This is a genomic window from Vibrio sp. ZF 223, from assembly GCF_003050585.1.
GTDB classification, from domain to species: domain Bacteria; phylum Pseudomonadota; class Gammaproteobacteria; order Enterobacterales; family Vibrionaceae; genus Vibrio; species Vibrio crassostreae.
On record NZ_PIGB01000002.1, the window covers coordinates 83,061 to 101,223 of the forward strand.

The window sequence follows — 18,163 nt, forward strand, 5'->3', positions numbered from 1 at the left end:
GTTTTCCTTTTATTTCTCTTATATTGCGAGGACGTCAACGTGTAATACATCGTTTGCCATACTGAACATAGTTTTCTTCTGCCAGTACTCGCTTTCAATTTGATCGCTGAGCCAGTAATTTCCCGCAATGGAAACCAGCTCGGCTTGTAAATCATTACAAATTATTTTTGCTTCAGTTTGACCACTAGCACCTGCAATCGCGCGGCCGCGTAATGTGCCATGTATATGGATGCTGCCATCGGCAATCACTTCTGCACCCGCACTCACATGGCTGAGAATCAATAGATCGCCATCTTTCGCGTAAACCTGCTGACCAGAACGAATTGGGGTTCGAACCACCTTAATCGGCGCCATCTTAGCCGGTGCTTGCGATGGAGATTTACTTGCCGTCATGACTGCAAAGCCCGCTTCTTTCGCTAGATTTTGCATACGCTTATCAGAACAGCCAGCCACGCCAACCGGGATCATGCCCGCTTGAGATATACCATTTTTCAGTTGCACAAAATCGATATCGCCTGCGACTTTACTGATGTTGATAACAACAGGCGCGGCGGCGAAAAACGTAGGTGCTTGGTCTACCTTCTCTTGAAGAAAAGACACTGCATTTTCGACTTGATCATCGGATAAGTGCAAAACAGATAGCGTAAAGCTGCTACCTTTTAGATCTGGGTTACTAGACATCGAAAAACTACAGGACCTCAATAGCGAATTGGTACAATTTCTTTATCAATAAAATAAAGGGCATTGCCTGAAACTAGGTTTATCATGTTATATTCCCAAACCAAGCACAGCAAGTAATCTTGTTGTCAAATGGACGTTTTGTTCCCAATATTTCCCTAACATAAACTATTGATCTCGCAAGTGAGAGTTTTGTAGTCATAATCAATTAAAAAGGTTTGTCATGCTGTGTTCTATATATAAAAGCTCAAAGAAAGAAGGAACATACCTTTATATCCCTAAGAAGGATGATTTTTCACAAGTTCCTGACGCATTGATGCAAATGTTTGGTAAACCTAGTTTTGTAATGGTAATTAAAATGGATGGCCGTAAACTGGCTCAAGTGAACATCGAAAAAGTGAAAGAATCACTGAATACCGATGGTTTCTTTTTGCAGGTTCCGCCACCACCAGTTAACGAACTTGAGCTTCATAAAGAGCGTAAAGCTCAACAGAAATCTCAAGACGAAGAGTGATAGCCACCTCAATTCAAGGAGGAGTGATTGTTGAGTAAATTTTCGAAAACCATATTGGCTGTGTCGGCATTACTATTGGGTAATAGCTTGACCATTAGCTCAGTGCACGCTGAAGAATTGAGCTTCGAACAATATGTAGAAAAACTAAAGCAACAAGGCCGTGAAGAAGGCATCTCTGAAACGATCATTGATGAAGCCTTTGATGGTGTAACGTTTAAGCCAAGAGCGGTGAAAGCCGACAAGAATCAACCTGAGAAAAAACTGACTCTGGATGAATACATTCCACGAGCAGTGCCTGATTGGAAAGTGAAGCAAGCCAGATCACTTTATAAGAAGCATTACACAGCGCTAAAGCGTATTGGTGATGAATATGGTGTTCAACCAAGATTCATTGTCGCGCTATGGGGTGTTGAGAGTAACTTTGGTCAGTTCACTGGTAACTACAGTGTTATCGATGCGCTAACGACCATGGCTTACGAAGGACGCAGAGAAGCGTTTTTCCGCAGCGAAGCGATGGCGGCGTTGAAGATTCTTGATCAAGGCCATATTGCACCAAAAGAGATGAAAGGCTCTTGGGCGGGCGCAATGGGTCAGCCTCAATTTATGCCAAGCTCATTCTTAGCATATGCGGCTGATGGTAATGGCGACGGTAAGAAAGACATTTGGGGCACTGAAGAAGACGTATTTGCTTCAGCGGCAAATTATCTCAGCCAATCAGGATGGGATGACAAATATACTTGGGGTCGTCAGGTTCATGTTCCGTCATCTGTGTCGATCGATTTACAAGGTCGAACTGAAGACAAAGCGAAATACTTAAAAGAGTGGTCTGAACTCGGTATTAAGCGTTATGACGATCGCCCACTGCCAACACTTGATGAAGACATTAAAGCTTGGTTAATCATGCCGGATGATGAAACCGGACGTTCGTACCTCATTTATAACAACTACAATGTGTTAATGAAGTGGAATCGTTCTTACTACTTTGCTTTGGCAGTAAGCCACCTAGCCGACAGAATTAAGTTTGATTAATTGGCATAGCTTGCTTTGATAGCATTTGGCCTACCATAGGCAGAACGAACTAAAGGACTCTTCGGAGTCCTTTTTGATTTTATATTTTAGAGATTTGAGAAGGTGGCCTTGTGCTAACAGATAGAGCTGCACAGATGGTGATATTCCATGCGTTAATTAAGCATGAAGGCTTTACCAGTGCTGCAAAGAGCTTAAATGTTTCAGTGTCTCATATCAGCAAGCAAGTCGCTTTGCTTGAAGACTCGATAGGAATCAAGCTGGTGCAAAGGACGACACGAAGCCTCACGCTTACCGAAGCGGGAGACGTGTTCTATCAACACTGTGAGCAGCTGTTTAACACGGTGAAATCAGCTCAGATGGATATGGAAAGCCAGCGCGATGATATCTCTGGAATACTGCGCGTCGGTTTGTCGCAGTCATTTGGCACGCTGCATATCATTCCCGCGATCGACCAACTCAGACAGCTTTACCCACAGCTGAGAATCGAGGTCCACTTGTTCGATTATAAGGTGGATATGATTGAAGAGCGTTTGGATCTCTGGATCACCAACAATGAAGACTTGCCTGAAGGTTACATTGCGCAGCGATTAGCCGACAGCCAGTTTGTGGTGGCCGCATCGCCCGATTACCTGATTAAGGCCGGGACGCCACATGTGCCTTCTGATCTGATTGACCACAATTGCCTTATCTATCGCAGCCGAGAGCGAGATTACACATCGTGGGCGTTTGATAACGGACAAGAAAACCTCAGTGTCAAAGTCGCGGGTGATTACTCAGTTGATTTGGCTGAGGCAGTTCGAGACGCAGCCGTATCAGGGTGGGGCGTGGCTTACTTAGCCACCTACTTAGTCAAAGAAGAGTTTAGAACGGGCAAGTTGATTCAAGTATTACCAGAGTGGAGAGCCAGTCAGCTGATGCCATTCTATGCTGTTTACCCAAGCAGAAAGAACATGCCGAAGAAGCTTTCAGCGGTGATTGAGTTCATTAAAGATCATATAGGGTCGCCGACGTATTGGGACAAAAACCTCAAAACTTGTGTTGAACTGCATCGCTAACTGTTTCCTAATCTATAAATATAATTTCCATATGGAAAAAGTATGCTTTTTAATCAAAGTTAGTTATTAAAATTCAATAACTTAATTATACTCATAGTTAAATCTTGATTACCCCAACATCACGTTAACAACCTCAGCTTGCCGCAAACGATTTCCTCTATAGAATGCGTCGCCTTTCCTATCTACAACTTTTAGGTTGACGCACATGGCTTCCCTACTTGGAATTATCACTATTTTAGTTGCCGCTTGGTTACTATCTACGGACAGAAAAAATATTCCACTAAGAACAGTCTCTTTGGCTTTCTTATTACAAATCTCATTCGCGCTGTTGGTTCTGTATGTACCAATGGGTAAAGAAGCGTTGAATGCAGCCACGGGTGCGGTATCTAGCTTGATCAACTACGGTCAAGAGGGGATTAACTTCCTATTTGGTGGCCTAACGAATAACGGTTTCGTTTTCGCGATTAACGTTCTAGGCATCATTATCTTTTTCTCTGCATTGATTTCAGGTTTGTACCACATTGGCTTTATGCCAAAGGTGATCAACCTTATTGGTGGTGCGCTACAGAAGTTCTTGGGTACAGGTCGTGCAGAATCACTGTCTGCGACTGCCAACATCTTTGTCGGCATGATTGAAGCGCCATTGGTGGTTAAACCTTACCTAAAGCACATGACGGATTCACAACTGTTTGCTGTGATGGTGTGTGGTTTGGCTTCTGTAGCTGGTGGTACGTTAGTGGGTTATGCATCGCTTGGCGTTGACTTAAACTTCCTGATCGCTGCGGCATTCATGTCTGCACCAGCCGGTCTACTGATGGCTAAAATCTTAGTACCTGGCAGCCCAGATGACGCTCAAGAAAATATTGAGTCTGATGTAGAAATTCCACGAGCAACAAACGTAGTTGAGGCAATGGCAGATGGGGCTATGTCTGGACTTCGTATTGCCGTTGCAGTGGGTGCAACACTTCTTGCCTTTATCAGTGTGATTGCAATGCTGAATGGCTTGCTAGGTATTGTTGGTGGCTGGTTTGGCGTAAACCTAAGCTTCGAACTTATCCTAGGTTATGTGTTTGCACCCGTTGCATGGCTAATCGGTGTACCGTGGTCTGAGGCTGTGGTTGCAGGTTCATTGATCGGTAACAAGATTGTCGTGAACGAGTTCGTGGCTTTCATCCAACTAATGGATGCTAAAGAGGCACTGAGTGAGCACTCTCAAGCGATCGTAACTTTTGCTCTATGTGGCTTTGCTAACATCTCTACCATGGCAATTTTGATCGGTGGTTTGGGTAGCTTAGTTCCAGAGCGTCGCTCTTTCATCTCACAATATGGCTTCAAAGCAATTTGTGCGGGTGTGTTTGCTAACTTGATGAGTGCAGCGATTGCTGGTGTTGTACTTTCTCTATAGCTAACTGATCATGACTTTACTCCCCCTAAAGTAAAGTGACTGATTAATCACAATAATATTCGGTTAGCGTGAAAAAGAGAGCCTATAGTGTAAGAACGTAGGCTTTCTTATTTCATTGAATAGTTTGTACCACAGGGTGTGGTGCAAACCTTTTAGGGGCACAAATGGATTTGTCGATTACTTCTTCTTTGGCGTTAATTGGACTTTTGTCTCTAGCTTGTCAGCTGCTCGGTTGGCGTTTACGTCTTCCCGCTATTCTTCCTCTCCTTATCGTCGGCCTATTGTTAGGTCCTGGCTTGAATATCTTAAATCCCGATGCCATTTTTGGTGATGTGTTGTTTCCTATGATTTCATTAGGGGTTGCCATCATCCTGTTTGAAGGGGCATTAACCCTAAATTTTAAAGAAATCAGAGGCCATGGCCGGATGGTGACTCACCTCGTGAGTTTCGGTATGTTGATTACCTGGGCCTGTATCGTGGTGGGTGCTTACTACTTTGTGGACTTTAGTTGGCCGTTAGCCGCATTGTTTGGTGCATTAGTCGTGGTAACTGGCCCAACGGTGATCGTACCCATGCTTCGCAGTATTCAGCCTAAATCTTCTCTAGGCAGTATCTTGCGATGGGAGGGGATAGTGATTGATCCCATTGGCGCTCTGTTTGCTGTTCTGGTTTATGAATACATCGTCTCTTCGGCCGACCCTACAGGACATGTACTTTCAGCTCTGGGACTAACCTTAGCCATTGGTTTAGGTTTAGGGATCATCGGTGGCTATTTGATTGCCAAGATGCTGCAAGGGCATTGGGTACCGCACTATTTACGTAATGTGGCTGTATTGACGCTAATGCTCGCTGCGTTCTCTTTCTCGAATGACTTGAGTGAAGAATCGGGTTTATTAACCGTGACCATCATGGGGATCTGGCTTGCCAACGTGAAAGGCTTGGATATCGAAGACATCATCGAATTCAAAGAAACCCTGACCGTATTACTCATTTCAGCGTTGTTTATTCTGTTAGCGAGTAGACTCGATTCAGGAACCTTCCTCTCGATAGGTTGGGGCGGTATTGGTTTATTAGCGGTGGTTATGCTGGTGGCTCGCCCGTTAAGTGTGTGGATCAGCGGGATCGGCACGGATCTTACCTCTGCGGATAAATGGTTTTTGAGCTGGATGGCGCCGCGCGGGATCGTTGCAGCCGCGGTTTCTTCTCTGTTTGCAATCAAGCTTCAAGAAAAACAATTAATAGAAGGCGCAGACCTGCTGGTACCAATGGTGTTCTTGATCATCATCGGTACAGTTGTGATTCAAAGCCTCACCGCGAGTTGGTGGGCAAGAAGGCTAGGTGTGACTCAAGAGAAGGCACAAGGCGTTATCTTCTTTGGTGCGACTCAGTTTTCACGCCAGTTTGCCAAAGTATTGGCGACACACAACATCAATAGTGTGCTTGCCGATACCAACTGGGAAAGCATTCGCTTAGCACGCATGGATAACTTGAATGTCTACTTTGGTAACCCAGCTTCGAGTCACGCTGAAAATAATCTGGAATTGGATGGAGTAGGGCGTGCGATGATCGTCTCGCCTTATCGTCAAACCAACCCATTAGTTAGCATGCACTATCAAGACGAGTTTGGTGAAAATAAGGTGTTTGAGCTTGAGTCATCAGAGAATAAACATGAAAGGCATCAGGTGAACCGCGATGGCAACAGAAGCTTGTTTTCGGAAGGAGTTACCTATTCCAAGCTTAACTCGTTGATGGCTCAGGGTAGCCAAATTAAAAGTACAGGTTTGACCGAGGCATTTGATTTAAACGAGTTTAACGCGCTGTACCCTAAAGCCATTCCTCTTGGGGTGATTACTGGCGGTGATTTCCGTTTAATTACACAAGGATCTGAGTTGGAAAAACTCATATCAACGGAGTGTGAGCTTATTAGTTTATTACCGCCTTCTGAACAGACGGAAAAAGTCGAGAATCCAGATAAGTAGCGAATAGCAGTGCATCAAAAGCGAGTCGCCCTGTTTCAAAACGAATGTCTAAGTATCAAAAAAGCCGCAGCGTTCATCACGTTGCGGCCTTCTAATTTTATTTATATGCGCTGCGGATTACTTCGAGTGAAATTGCTCACAAGCGATCATGGTGTTCTCGATTAGGCTCGCCACCGTCATTGGACCAACACCACCCGGTACAGGCGTGATGAAGCTTGCGCTTTCTTTCGCTACGTCGTATTCAACGTCACCCACTAGTTTGCCAGATTCCAAACGGTTGATACCCACATCGACCACAACAGCGCCTTTCTTGATCCAAGCACCTGGAATGAAGTTTGGCTTACCTACTGCAACTACAACAACGTCTGCTTGACGCACGTGGCCTTCAAGGTCTTTGGTGAAGCGGTGACATGTTGTCGTTGTACAACCTGCTAGAAGGAGCTCTAGCGTCATTGGGCGACCTACGATGTTTGATGCGCCAACGACAACCGCGTGCTTACCACGTAAATCGATGTTGTAACGGTCAAGCAGCGTGATGATGCCTTTTGGCGTACAAGAGCGAAGCTTAGGCATACGCTGAGCCAAACGGCCGACATTGTATGGGTGGAAGCCATCAACGTCTTTTTCTGGCGTGATACGCTCAAGAACGTGAGTGCTATCAATACCAGCAGGTAGAGGCAGTTGAACCAGAATACCGTCGATCTCTGGGTCTTGGTTCAGTTGGTCTACCAGTGTTAACAATTCGTCTTCTGTCGCAGTGGCTGGCAAGTCGTAAGATTTAGACACGAAGCCAACTTCTTCACACGCTTTACGCTTACTTCCAACGTAAACCTGAGAAGCAGGGTCTTCACCCACTAAAACAACCGCTAGGCCCGGAGCGCGTAATCCAGCTTCAGTACGAGCTTTTACACGTGCAGCAACTTCGGAGCGAACCGTTTGAGAAATTAGCTTTCCATCAATATTTTGAGCAGTCATGAATTTCCTTAGTATTGATATTCAAGTTAGTGGCTGATGTTTTTGGCGCATTATTCCAGAAAATCTTTTTGATTACCATCAAGCAAACGTTTGCTTTGTTCTATTTTCCAACACTTATATGTTTGTTGCCCTTTTTTTACTCACTTAGATCAGAATGTTACATAAAGCCGTTGCTTTACTGATTCGAATTCGTATAATTCGTTCCTGTAGCGCGCCCTTAGCTCAGCTGGATAGAGCACCTCCCTTCTAAGGAGGTGGTCGAAGGTTCGAATCCTTCAGGGCGTGCCATTATTTAAAGAAACCCGATAACTCTCCGAGTTGTCGGGTTTTTTGCTTTCTTACCATAATAAAAATACTCTTCTCAAAGCGCCACTCATTTCCCCGCGTTATTCATTTCATTCGGCTCATGTAATAGAAAGTTAAAATTGTTCGTTTTTTGGGGTTTACATCATTTGGTAATAAAGCCACTATGAATTCACGAAGAATAGACAAGTAAAGCTGTTAGCCAGTCGGTTTCGGAATCAAACCTTCTGCTCAATAGCTGATTTAGAGGAAGTAATGGCAGGAAACAGTATCGGACAACATTTCCGCGTGACCACGTTCGGAGAAAGTCACGGTATCGCACTAGGATGTATCGTAGATGGGTGCCCACCAGGATTAGAAATTACCGAAGCAGACCTTCAAAGAGATTTGGATCGTCGTCGCCCTGGTACTTCTCGTTATACAACGGCTCGCCGTGAAGCGGATGAAGTGAAAATCTTATCAGGTGTATTTGAAGGCCAAACTACGGGCACTTCTATTGGTCTATTGATTGAAAATACAGACCAACGCTCTAAAGACTATTCCGAAATTAAAGACAAGTTCCGCCCAGGCCACGCTGACTATACGTACCATCAAAAGTACGGTGTACGTGATTACCGAGGTGGTGGTCGTTCTTCAGCTCGTGAAACTGCAATGCGCGTTGCTGCAGGTGCAATAGCGAAGAAATACCTAAAACAAGAATTTGGTGTTGAAATCCAAGCATACCTTTCTCAAATGGGTGATATCTCAATTGATAAAGTGGATTGGAACGAGATTGAAAACAACGCTTTCTTCTGCCCAGATGCCGACAAAGTACCAGAATTTGATCAACTGATTCGTGACTTGCTAAAAGAAGGCAACTCGATTGGTGCGAAGATTCAAGTGGTTGCGACTAAAGTGCCTGTAGGCCTTGGTGAGCCAATTTTTGATCGTCTAGATGCTGACATTGCTCACGCTCTAATGAGCATCAATGCGGTGAAAGGTGTTGAGATTGGTGATGGCTTTGACGTCGTTAATCAACGCGGTAGTGAACACCGTGATCCATTAACGCCAGAAGGTTTCAGCAGCAACCATGCTGGCGGTATCTTAGGTGGTATTTCTACTGGCCAAGATATTGTTGCAAGCATTGCGCTTAAACCAACATCAAGCATTACCGTTCCTGGTGACACGATCACTAAAGACGGTGAAGCAACGCAACTAATCACTAAAGGTCGTCATGACCCATGTGTAGGTATCCGTGCCGTGCCGATCGCAGAAGCGATGTTAGCGATTGTATTGCTTGATCACTTGCTACGTCACCGTGGTCAAAACTTTGGTGTGACAACTGAAACGCCAAAAATCTAGTTCTGCTTCGTTGTAATCAGAACAGATTTGAAACTGATTTGATAAAAACAAAGAGGGTTGCTTCGTGATGAAGCAACCCTTTTTATATTCTGCGTAATTGAGAATATATCATTTAATGTACCGAGCTTTCAGGATCAAGCTGGAACGAAGGTAAACGCCACTTGAATCGTACAGCTGCCATACGCAGCAAGTAACCAACTACAAGCGTCACAATCGTCGCGGTTACGTCGTTAATGCCAAGTTCAAGCAAACCTAGATATAAACCTGAAGCGACAAGTGCAACAGAGGCATACAGCTCTTCATGCAACACCAATGGTGTTTGACGACAGATAAGGTCGCGCAGTAAACCACCAAAGACACCCGTGACTAGCGCAGACACCATGCAGATCATTGGATGTAGACCCATGGTCATCGCTACTTTAGTACCAATGATACTGAACACGATAAGCCCTAGTGCATCTAAACGAATGAATAGCCCTTTGAGCTTGATAACCCATTTAGCCAGTCCGGTTGTAATAACACCTGCGATACAGGTGATTGCCAGATACTGTGGGTTTTCAACCCAACCTAAAGGGTAATGGCCGAGTAAGATATCTCGTACTGTACCGCCGCCAATTGCCGTTGCACTGGCAACCAACATTACACCAAACCAATCCATTTTTTGTTTGCCAGCACTGAGAGCGCCGGTCATGGCTTCTGCCGTGATGCCAATGATATACAAAACACTTAGTAGCATTGCTGTAGCTCTATAATATAGGTCTATAAATTGGAGTCTTATAGGCCTTAGGGATATAAAAATGAAGCGCGAGTGTAGTAGTAAAAACGCTGATTGACGAATGAATATTTGTACCGTGAATGGGTGTTTCAGATTAGCTAAACTAATCATTCGCCTCAAAGTAGTGTAATCTGGGATCAGCAATCGATTGTCACAGTAAAGTATTGGGGGCAACCTAATGCCATTGCTCGTGATAGGGCTTTACCGAGCGCTTAAAAAAACGCAAAATGCCCCGGTTCTTTTTACTTAAATTTGATTTTATGACGCACCAATACCCAGACATCATCGATATTTTCAATCAAACCTTTTTCGAGAGTTACAATACCAAACTCGAACTGGGTGCAGACGAGCCTATTTACCTGCCAGCCGATGGGGAGGTTCTTCATCACCGTATCGTATTTGCTCGCGGATTTTATGCGTCTGCACTTCACGAGATAGCGCACTGGTGTGTCGCTGGTCCTGAGCGTCGTTTGTTGGAAGATTTTGGCTATTGGTATGAGCCTGATGGTCGAACTGAGTCGGTTCAAGCTGAGTTTGAAAAAGTAGAAATTCGCCCACAAGCGTATGAATGGATCATTGCGATGAGCGCAGGCTTTCCTTTTAATGTCAGCTGTGACAATCTACACGGCGATTTTGAGCCAGATCGTTTGGCCTTTATGAATAAAGTACACAGCGAAGTCATGGGTATCTTTGAAGCTGGCCTTCCGCCTCGCGTAAAAATGCTCTCTGAAGCATTACGCAGCTTCTACGATGTAGAACCTTTATGTACTAGCCAATTTATTGTGAAATAAGAGAATATTATGATTATCGAATTTGAAGAAAAACTACTTGAAGTAATTGATGCTCGCATTGAAAACGCATCAGACGATGAACTGTTTGCTGGTGGTTACTTACGTGGTCATATTTCTCTGTCAGTGGCTTCATGTGAAGAAGAAGGCATTGAAGACGTAGCTGAAGTAAAAGCACGCATCGAGAAGAGCCTAGATGACGCTCGCTCTGAACTAACGCCAGCAGATCGCACCATCGTTAATGACCTTTGGGTTGAACTGCAAAACCAAGCTTAATAGCTAACAATTTATCACTATCCGCTCAGTCCCTTCCTTTCCATTTTGCTGAGCTGTTAATTATTTGAGACTCATTCGAAATTTTTGAATGAGTCCGTTCAATCCTTGTGATGGTTCCATTTTCTGACTACGTTATTCTAATCCCACTTAACGGATTTACAGAAAAGGTCACATCATGAAAGTTATCGCATTCGGCGCAAGCACAAGCTCTACTTCTATCAACAAAACTCTAGCAACTTACGCAGCTAACTTGATTGAAGGTGCTGAAGTTAAAGTTCTAAACATCAACGATTACAACGTTCCTATGTTCAGTGAAGACACTGAAAAAGAGATTGGCCAAGCGGAAGGCGCACAAGCATTCTTACGTGATTTAGCTGAAGCAGATGCGTTTGTTATCTCTTTTGCTGAGCACAACGGCCACTACCCAGCTGCGTACAAAAACCTATTTGATTGGGCGACACGCATTGAGCGCTCTGTGTTTGGCGAGAAGCCGGCGGTTTACTTAGCGACTTCACCTGGCCCAGGCGGTGCACAAACGGTACTTGGCGCAGCAACAGGTTCAGCGCCATACTTTGGCGGAAACGTAAAAGCGTCAGTTTCAGTACCAAGCTTCTACGATAACTTTGATTTTGAGTCTGGTTCTATCAGCAACGAAGAGATTGCTCAGCAGATCAAAGACGCGGTTGCTAAGCTGTAAATACAAGTTAGATCAACACGAACAACAAAAAGCCCGAGGGACATAATGTCGCTCGGGCTTTTTAGCTTTTAGTTTCAGGTATTTCCAATATTTAGATATTCAGAATAGTTGAACTAGAAACTACTGATTTGTTTTTGAGTGCTTATCTGCAACCCAGCCAGCGGTTAATGCTTTACCTTTACGCAGCCTGCGTACCCACATTCTGCTTGGGTGAATCGCTTCAAGCACATCGACAGGTAAGGGAAGCGGATCGCCACAAATTTGTGATGCTAACACTTCAGCCAATAATGGCGCAGAGCTCAAGCCACGTGAGCCTAATCCGATAAAACAGTATAGGTTAGGGAAGCTTGTCACCGTTTCAACATCATCAACCGAGTCACGCTGTGGGTTAAAGTTGTGTAGATCTTGGTACTGATCTTTAATGGCTTCGAAATCGCCCACATTGCCAACAAATGGCAAGTGGTCACGGCTCACGCTACGGATACCTTGGCGCGCTAGGTTGCTACTGGTATCGACATCTTTTGTCCATGCTTGGTCTGGCAGTGACCCATGCAGACGCTCGCCATTATGTTGCTGAACCTCAATATCAAACTCTTGGTCGATGTTGGTTTTGTCGTAGTTTGCGCCAATACAATGGTGTCCATTGTTTGGGTTTTGTGGTGTTAAGTAACCATCAAAGCACAACACGGTTTTTAGTTTACTGAGGTTATCCGTGGTCGGAATGTGGCTCACTTGACCTTTAACCGGTGTCAGTGGTACTGGCTGAGTCTGCTCAAACTGAGTGAACTTGTGGCCGTTCGCAACCACCACTTGGTCATGCTTGGTTTGAATCTCACCTTGTGGTGTCTCAATGATGAGCAACCATTGTTGTTCAGTTTCGAGCCATTCTAGTTGAGTCACTTGATGTTGATAGTGAGTGCTAACTTGGTGGGTCTCTTCTAACTTCCCGATCAGGCCTTGTGTCAGTTGCAGAGGGCTCAACCAACCACCCAGTGGGAAGTAAACGCTCTCTTTATCGACCGGTAGGCCAATCTTTTCATTCGCTTGTTCTGGCGATAAACGCTGAATCAAATCTGTATGGAAATTGCCTTCCAACATGCGGTTGAGCTTTTTAGTGGAGCCTTCGTCCCACATCAAAATGTTCACGCCACACCAACTGTGGTCAAACTGAATAGATTGCGCCGCCTGATTAATGAACTGGCGAGCAAACAGTAAGCCTGGTCCAAACACGCGAGACACGTTCGAGGTGGCTTCGCTTAACAATGGATAAATCGCACCTTGATTGTTGCCTGATGCATTACCCGCTGCTTGTGGGTGCTCACAATAAAGCGTGATGTCTTTACCACGGCGGCTCAGCGTTTTAGCGAGTGCTGCACTAGCAACACCACCACCGATGATAGCGATGTCTTGCGATTCGTTGTGCTGTGATAGGCCATACCAAGGTTTGATGTTGGTGTGAGCATGCTTTTCGCCAAGTCGGCCTGCAATCATTTCTCGCTTGGTGCCAAAACCTTTGACCTTCTTCATTTCAAAGCCAGCTTCAATTAAGCCACGGCGCACAAAGCCAGCCGCGGTGAAAGTCGCGCAACTACAATCTTGCTTGGCGAGCTTGGCCATACCGTTGAATAGGTTTTGATTCCACATCTCTGGGTTCTTGCTCGGAGCAAAACCGTCTAAGAACCAAGCATCAACCAAACCTTCACGTGGGGTTGGTACGTTAGGCATGCAATCTTTAATATCGCCAAACCATAAATCAAGCGTGATTGCACCGTCGCCAAGCACAATGCGGTGACATTCAGGCAGGGCGATAGGGTAGTGTTGTTGGAGTTGCGTCGCATACTCGGCTAATTCTGGCCACGATTGGTGTGCTTTGATGAGATCCTCTTTATTTAAAGGATATTTTTCAAAACTGATGAAATGTAACTCTTTGGTCATCGCTTGTGGGTTATCTTTAAGAAAAGCATCGAACCATTGCCAAACTGCAAGAAAGTTCAAACCTGTGCCAAAGCCGGTTTCTGCAATCACAAAACGGCGTTGTTCATGTTCAAGCCAACGCTCTGGAAGGTGGTTTTGCTTTAAAAAGACGTAGCGAGTTTCTTCTAAACCGTTAACATTGGAGAAGTAAACGTCGTCAAATTGGTCTGAAACTGGCGTGCCAGACTCATTCCATTCCAGTTCTGCATTAGTAATTGAAGTCATAAAATCTATCATTTTGTGATTTGAAGCGATATGTTGGTAGGGATTGTACGAATTTCTAGGAAAGCTGACCACTTTTGTTAGGCTTCTTAGTTATCATCTAGCTGAATTTAGAATTATAGGAATGTCACATGAAACGAGTCGTAATCACCGGTATGGGTATTGTTTCAAGTATCGGTAACAACGTCGAAGAAGTTTTAGCATCACTGAAAGAGGGTAAATCTGGTATTACCGCTTCAGAGCAGTTCAAGGAAAATGGCTTGCGCTCTCAAGTATGGGGTAACCTAAAAATGAACCCTGCTGACCATATCGATCGCAAAAAAATGCGCTTTATGGGTGATGCAGCGGCATTCGCTTATCTTTCAATGGAGCAAGCAATTGCTGATTCTGGTTTAACTGAAGATCAAGTATCTAATGACCGCACGGGTATCGTTGCGGGTTCAGGTGGTGCTTCATCTCTAAACCAAGTAAACGCGGTAGACATCATTCGTGAGAAAGGCGTGAAGCGCGTTGGTCCATATATGGTTCCACGTACAATGGCTTCTACGGTTTCTGCTTGTCTAGCAACTCCTTTCAAAATCCGTGGTGTGAACTACTCTATGAGCTCTGCATGTGCGACATCTGCACACTGTATTGGTCACGCAATGGAGCTTATCCAACTTGGTAAGCAAGACGTTGTATTCGCTGGTGGCGGTGAAGAACTGGATTGGTCTCTGACTATGATGTTCGACGCAATGGGCGCACTTTCTACTAAGTACAACGACACTCCTGAGCTGGCTTCTCGTACTTATGATGCAGACCGTGACGGTTTCGTTATCTCTGGTGGTGGCGGCATGCTAGTAATCGAAGAGCTTGAGCACGCAGTTGCTCGTGGCGCAAAAATCTACGGTGAGATCGTAGGTTACGGCGCAACTTCAGATGGCTACGACATGGTTGCTCCTTCTGGTGAAGGCGCGGTTCGTTGTATGAAGATGGCTATGCAAAACGTTGATGGCGTTGACTACGTGAACACTCACGGTACTTCAACTCCAGTTGGCGACGTGAAAGAGCTAGGCGCTATCCAAGAAGTTTTCTCTCAAGGTAATGGCGGCGGTAACAGCCCAGCAATTTCTGCAACTAAAGCGATGACAGGTCACGCTCTAGGTGCAGCTGGCGTACACGAAGCGATTTACTCAACGCTAATGCTAGACAACGGCTTCATCGCTCCAAGCATTAACGTTTCTAACCTAGACGAAGCAGCTGCTGGCCTAGATATCGTAACTGAAGCTCGTGAACAAGAGCTAACAACGGTTATGTCTAACAGCTTTGGTTTCGGCGGTACGAACGCAACGCTAGTAATCAAAAAGTACCAAGCTTAATTTAGGCTTGAGTCAGATATACAAAGGTTAATCGTTAAAGGGTTACGCGAGTGTAGATTCAACACGCACAGGTAACTCATTAATTATGAACCACAGAACAAAGCTTTATAAACATGGGTTTTAAATCTAGGTTTAAAAGTTGAAAGGTTTCCAGAGCTTGATCAGTAGTGACTTAGTTAGTACTGGTTGAACAGACGCAAGACTCTGTCTCCTGGAGAGCGAGATAGGATCCTTTTGTTCTGGATGTTTGCCCGATTGTTTATTCAATCGGGCATTTTTCGTTTTAGCCGTTTGATCTTGGGTGTTCACTTTGGTTTCGGTTCTTGTCTGTCAAGGCTAGCCGATTCAGCCCTTTATTTATAATGTATTCCAATTGCTACTCGACACCGTGTGTGGAATTTTGCACAATCATTTCAATTCACATTTAGGTCGATAGACCCCAACGAAAGTACTCGCCAAATGAAAATCTTAATCGACGAAAATATGCCTTACGCTGAAGCGCTATTTAGCCAGCTAGGGGAAGTGACAATGAAGTCTGGTCGCACATTAACAGCTGACGACCTAGTTGACGTAGACGCATTGATGATTCGCTCTGTTACCAAAGTAAACGAGTCATTAATCAGCAAAGCCAATAAGCTGAAGTTTGTCGGGACTGCGACGGCTGGTATGGATCACGTTGACCAAGAATTGATGAAAGAGCGTGGCATTTTCTTTACTGCGGCTCCTGGCTGTAACAAGGTGGGTGTTGCTGAGTACGCGTTCAGTGCGATGATGGTTCTTGCGCAGCAGCAAGGCTTCTCTGTTTTTGATAAAACGGTTGGTATTATCGGCTGTGGTCAAGTGGGCAGCTACTTAGCGAAGTGCTTAGAAGGCATAGGTATTAAAGTTCTGCTGAACGATCCTCTAAAACAACAAGAGGGTGATTCTCGCGAATTTACTGAGCTAGAGACTCTGCTTGAGCAATCAGACGTTATTACATTGCACACGCCAATCACTAAGACGGGTGAGTTTCCAACGCATCACTTGATCAATGATCAAGTGCTGAACAACTTACGTGCTGATCAAATTCTGATTAATGCCGCTCGTGGCCCTGTGGTGGATAACCAAGCGCTAAAAGCTCGTTTACAAAAAGCTGATGGATTTACTGCGGTTCTTGATGTGTTTGAATTTGAACCTGAAGTCGACTTTGAACTTCTTCCGTTACTCGCTTTTGCAACTCCTCACGTAGCGGGCTACGGTTTAGAGGGTAAAGCGCGTGGTACCACGATGATCTTCAACAGTTATTGTGAGTTTTTAGGTACTGAACAGCGTGCGTATGCAAGTGACTTATTGCCGACAGCGCCTGTACCTCAAATGAAATTAGATAGAGCTTGGGATGAAGCAACACTGCACAATTTGACTCAGTTGATCTATGATGTGCGCAAAGACGACGCCTTATTCCGTCGCAATATCGCTACGCCGGGTTCTTTTGACAAGATGCGTAAAGAATATTGGGACCGCAGAGAATACAGTGCAGTCGAGTTAACGGGCGACGAATCTTGTAATTTAACGCCGTTATCTAAACTCGGTTTTATGGTAAAGCCAACTTTATAAAAGAGAGAAACAATGAGCCAAGAATTTAATATTGCTATTTTAGGTGCGACTGGTGCGGTTGGTGAAACCATTCTTGAAGTACTTAAAGAGCGTAAATTCCCTGTCGGTGAACTGCACTTACTAGCAAGTGAACGTAGTGAAGGCAAAACTTCCCGTTTTAACGGCAAAACAATACAAGTACAAAACGTAGAAGACTTCGATTGGTCTCAAGTACATATTGCGTTTTTCTCTGCAGGTAGCGAACTTTCAGAGCGTTGGGCTCCAATTGCTGCTGATGAAGGTGTTGTTGTTATCGATAACACATCACGTTTCCGTTACGAATACGATGTTCCTCTGGTTGTGCCTGAAGTGAACCCTGAAGCAATTGCTGAGTTCCGTAACCGTAACATCATCGCGAACCCTAACTGCTCGACTATCCAAATGGTAGTAGCGCTAAAACCAATTCACGATGAAGTGGGTCTTGAGCGTATTAACGTCTCAACTTACCAATCTGTGTCTGGTGCAGGTAAGCCAGGTATCGATGAGCTAGCGGGTCAAACAGCTAAGCTTCTTAACGGTATGCCAGCTGAAAATTCAGCGTTCTCACAGCAGATCGCTTTCAACTGTATTCCTCAAATCGATGAATTTACAGAGAACGGCTACACGCGTGAAGAGATGAAGATGGTTTGGGAAACTCAAAAAATCTTTGCTGATTCTTCAATCACAGTGAACCCGACTTGTGTTCGCGTACCAGTATTCTACGGTCACGCAGAATCTCTACACATTGAAACTCGCGCGCCTATCGGTGCAGAGCAAGTGGTTCAGCTTCTAGAGAACACAGAAGGTGTTGAAGTATTCCAAGCGCTAGACTTCCCAACTCAAGTTCGTGATGCCGGTGGTAAAGACCACATAATGGTTGGTCGTATTCGTAACGACATCAGCCATCACAGCGGCGTGAACATGTGGGTTGTAGCTGATAACGTTCGTAAAGGCGCGGCAACAAACGCAGTTCAAATCGCTGAAGTTCTGATTCGCGATTACTTCTAAGCTTTATTGCTTTGATAAACAAGCCTCACTCTTTAGTGGGGCTTTTTTAATCGATTAAAAATATTGTTAGTCAAATTGTGTGAAATTGCTGCGAATATTGTTGCTGCAACACATTTTTTGTTTTCATCTCTATAGTTTTACGTCATTTATCCGATATATTTAATAGATCATCACT

At 44.7% G+C, this 18,163-nt stretch carries 16 protein-coding genes, 1 tRNA gene and 1 pseudogene; 13 read left to right on the top strand and 5 right to left on the bottom strand.

Going from position 1 to position 18,163, the window contains the following annotated elements:
* Window positions 1-18: 18 nt before the first annotated feature.
* Complete coding sequence (minC, locus tag CWO13_RS05115) at window positions 19-681, bottom strand: septum site-determining protein MinC (RefSeq protein WP_017629530.1); 663 nt, start codon at window positions 679-681, stop codon at window positions 19-21.
* Between the two features lie 220 nt (window positions 682-901).
* Between minC and CWO13_RS05120 the strand changes: the two genes are divergently transcribed.
* From CWO13_RS05120 to CWO13_RS05140, 5 genes are all read left to right on the top strand, one after another.
* Window positions 902-1,192 (top strand): YcgL domain-containing protein, encoded by a 291-nt coding sequence (locus tag CWO13_RS05120; RefSeq protein ID WP_017062372.1) that lies wholly within the window; start codon window positions 902-904, stop codon window positions 1,190-1,192.
* 30 nt (window positions 1,193-1,222) lie between these two features.
* Entirely contained in the window at window positions 1,223-2,221 is a 999-nt protein-coding gene (locus CWO13_RS05125; protein WP_108082703.1) for a lytic murein transglycosylase, read from the top strand.
* Window positions 2,222-2,355: 134 nt separating this feature from the next.
* Window positions 2,356-3,276 carry a LysR family transcriptional regulator gene (locus CWO13_RS05130; RefSeq protein WP_108082623.1) on the top strand — a complete coding sequence of 307 codons (921 nt, stop codon included), beginning with the start codon at window positions 2,356-2,358 and terminating at the stop codon, window positions 3,274-3,276.
* 205 nt (window positions 3,277-3,481) lie between these two features.
* Window positions 3,482-4,681: a NupC/NupG family nucleoside CNT transporter gene (locus tag CWO13_RS05135; RefSeq protein WP_019826134.1), complete on the top strand. Its 1,200-nt coding sequence runs from the start codon at window positions 3,482-3,484 to the stop codon at window positions 4,679-4,681.
* Between the two features lie 164 nt (window positions 4,682-4,845).
* Entirely contained in the window at window positions 4,846-6,660 is a 1,815-nt protein-coding gene (locus CWO13_RS05140; RefSeq protein WP_108082624.1) for a cation:proton antiporter, read from the top strand.
* 117 nt (window positions 6,661-6,777) lie between these two features.
* On the opposite strand, the gene folD is transcribed toward CWO13_RS05140, so the two are convergent.
* A complete protein-coding gene (gene folD, locus CWO13_RS05145) occupies window positions 6,778-7,635 on the bottom strand; it encodes a bifunctional methylenetetrahydrofolate dehydrogenase/methenyltetrahydrofolate cyclohydrolase FolD (protein WP_017629535.1) in 858 nt (285 codons plus the stop codon).
* Window positions 7,636-7,846: 211 nt separating this feature from the next.
* Between folD and CWO13_RS05150 the strand changes: the two genes are divergently transcribed.
* Together CWO13_RS05150 and aroC are read left to right on the top strand one after the other, a co-directional pair.
* Window positions 7,847-7,923: transfer RNA gene (locus tag CWO13_RS05150), tRNA-Arg, on the top strand.
* A gap of 270 nt (window positions 7,924-8,193) precedes the next feature.
* Entirely contained in the window at window positions 8,194-9,279 is a 1,086-nt protein-coding gene (gene aroC / locus CWO13_RS05155; RefSeq protein ID WP_004734182.1) for a chorismate synthase, read from the top strand.
* A gap of 112 nt (window positions 9,280-9,391) precedes the next feature.
* On the opposite strand, the gene CWO13_RS05160 is transcribed toward aroC, so the two are convergent.
* Complete coding sequence (locus CWO13_RS05160) at window positions 9,392-10,015, bottom strand: trimeric intracellular cation channel family protein (protein ID WP_004734183.1); 624 nt, start codon at window positions 10,013-10,015, stop codon at window positions 9,392-9,394.
* Window positions 10,016-10,314: 299 nt separating this feature from the next.
* On the opposite strand from CWO13_RS05160, the gene CWO13_RS05165 reads away from it, so the two are divergent.
* The 3 genes from CWO13_RS05165 to CWO13_RS05175 all read left to right on the top strand — a co-directional run bounded on the left by CWO13_RS05165 (window position 10,315) and on the right by CWO13_RS05175 (window position 11,815).
* Complete coding sequence (locus tag CWO13_RS05165; RefSeq protein WP_102433596.1) at window positions 10,315-10,845, top strand: elongation factor P hydroxylase; 531 nt, start codon at window positions 10,315-10,317, stop codon at window positions 10,843-10,845.
* A gap of 9 nt (window positions 10,846-10,854) precedes the next feature.
* Entirely contained in the window at window positions 10,855-11,118 is a 264-nt protein-coding gene (locus tag CWO13_RS05170; RefSeq protein ID WP_017632537.1) for a YfcL family protein, read from the top strand.
* Window positions 11,119-11,293: 175 nt separating this feature from the next.
* Window positions 11,294-11,815 carry an NADPH-dependent FMN reductase gene (locus CWO13_RS05175; RefSeq protein ID WP_017632536.1) on the top strand — a complete coding sequence of 174 codons (522 nt, stop codon included), beginning with the start codon at window positions 11,294-11,296 and terminating at the stop codon, window positions 11,813-11,815.
* Window positions 11,816-11,935: 120 nt separating this feature from the next.
* Here the strand turns inward: CWO13_RS05175 and mnmC are convergent, their stop codons facing one another.
* Complete coding sequence (gene mnmC, locus CWO13_RS05180; protein ID WP_102433598.1) at window positions 11,936-14,086, bottom strand: bifunctional tRNA (5-methylaminomethyl-2-thiouridine)(34)-methyltransferase MnmD/FAD-dependent 5-carboxymethylaminomethyl-2-thiouridine(34) oxidoreductase MnmC; 2,151 nt, start codon at window positions 14,084-14,086, stop codon at window positions 11,936-11,938.
* Between the two features lie 56 nt (window positions 14,087-14,142).
* Between mnmC and fabB the strand changes: the two genes are divergently transcribed.
* Entirely contained in the window at window positions 14,143-15,369 is a 1,227-nt protein-coding gene (gene fabB, locus CWO13_RS05185) for a beta-ketoacyl-ACP synthase I (RefSeq protein WP_057622324.1), read from the top strand.
* A gap of 79 nt (window positions 15,370-15,448) precedes the next feature.
* Here fabB and CWO13_RS23760 read toward each other — a convergent pair.
* A pseudogene (locus tag CWO13_RS23760) lies at window positions 15,449-15,742 on the bottom strand (hypothetical protein).
* 86 nt (window positions 15,743-15,828) lie between these two features.
* Between CWO13_RS23760 and CWO13_RS05195 the strand changes: the two are divergent.
* Together CWO13_RS05195 and CWO13_RS05200 are read left to right on the top strand one after the other, a co-directional pair.
* Window positions 15,829-16,962 carry a 4-phosphoerythronate dehydrogenase gene (locus CWO13_RS05195; RefSeq protein WP_048660828.1) on the top strand — a complete coding sequence of 378 codons (1,134 nt, stop codon included), beginning with the start codon at window positions 15,829-15,831 and terminating at the stop codon, window positions 16,960-16,962.
* Window positions 16,963-16,974: 12 nt separating this feature from the next.
* Window positions 16,975-17,988 (top strand): aspartate-semialdehyde dehydrogenase, encoded by a 1,014-nt coding sequence (locus CWO13_RS05200; protein ID WP_052878954.1) that lies wholly within the window; start codon window positions 16,975-16,977, stop codon window positions 17,986-17,988.
* Window positions 17,989-18,163: the final 175 nt, after the last annotated feature.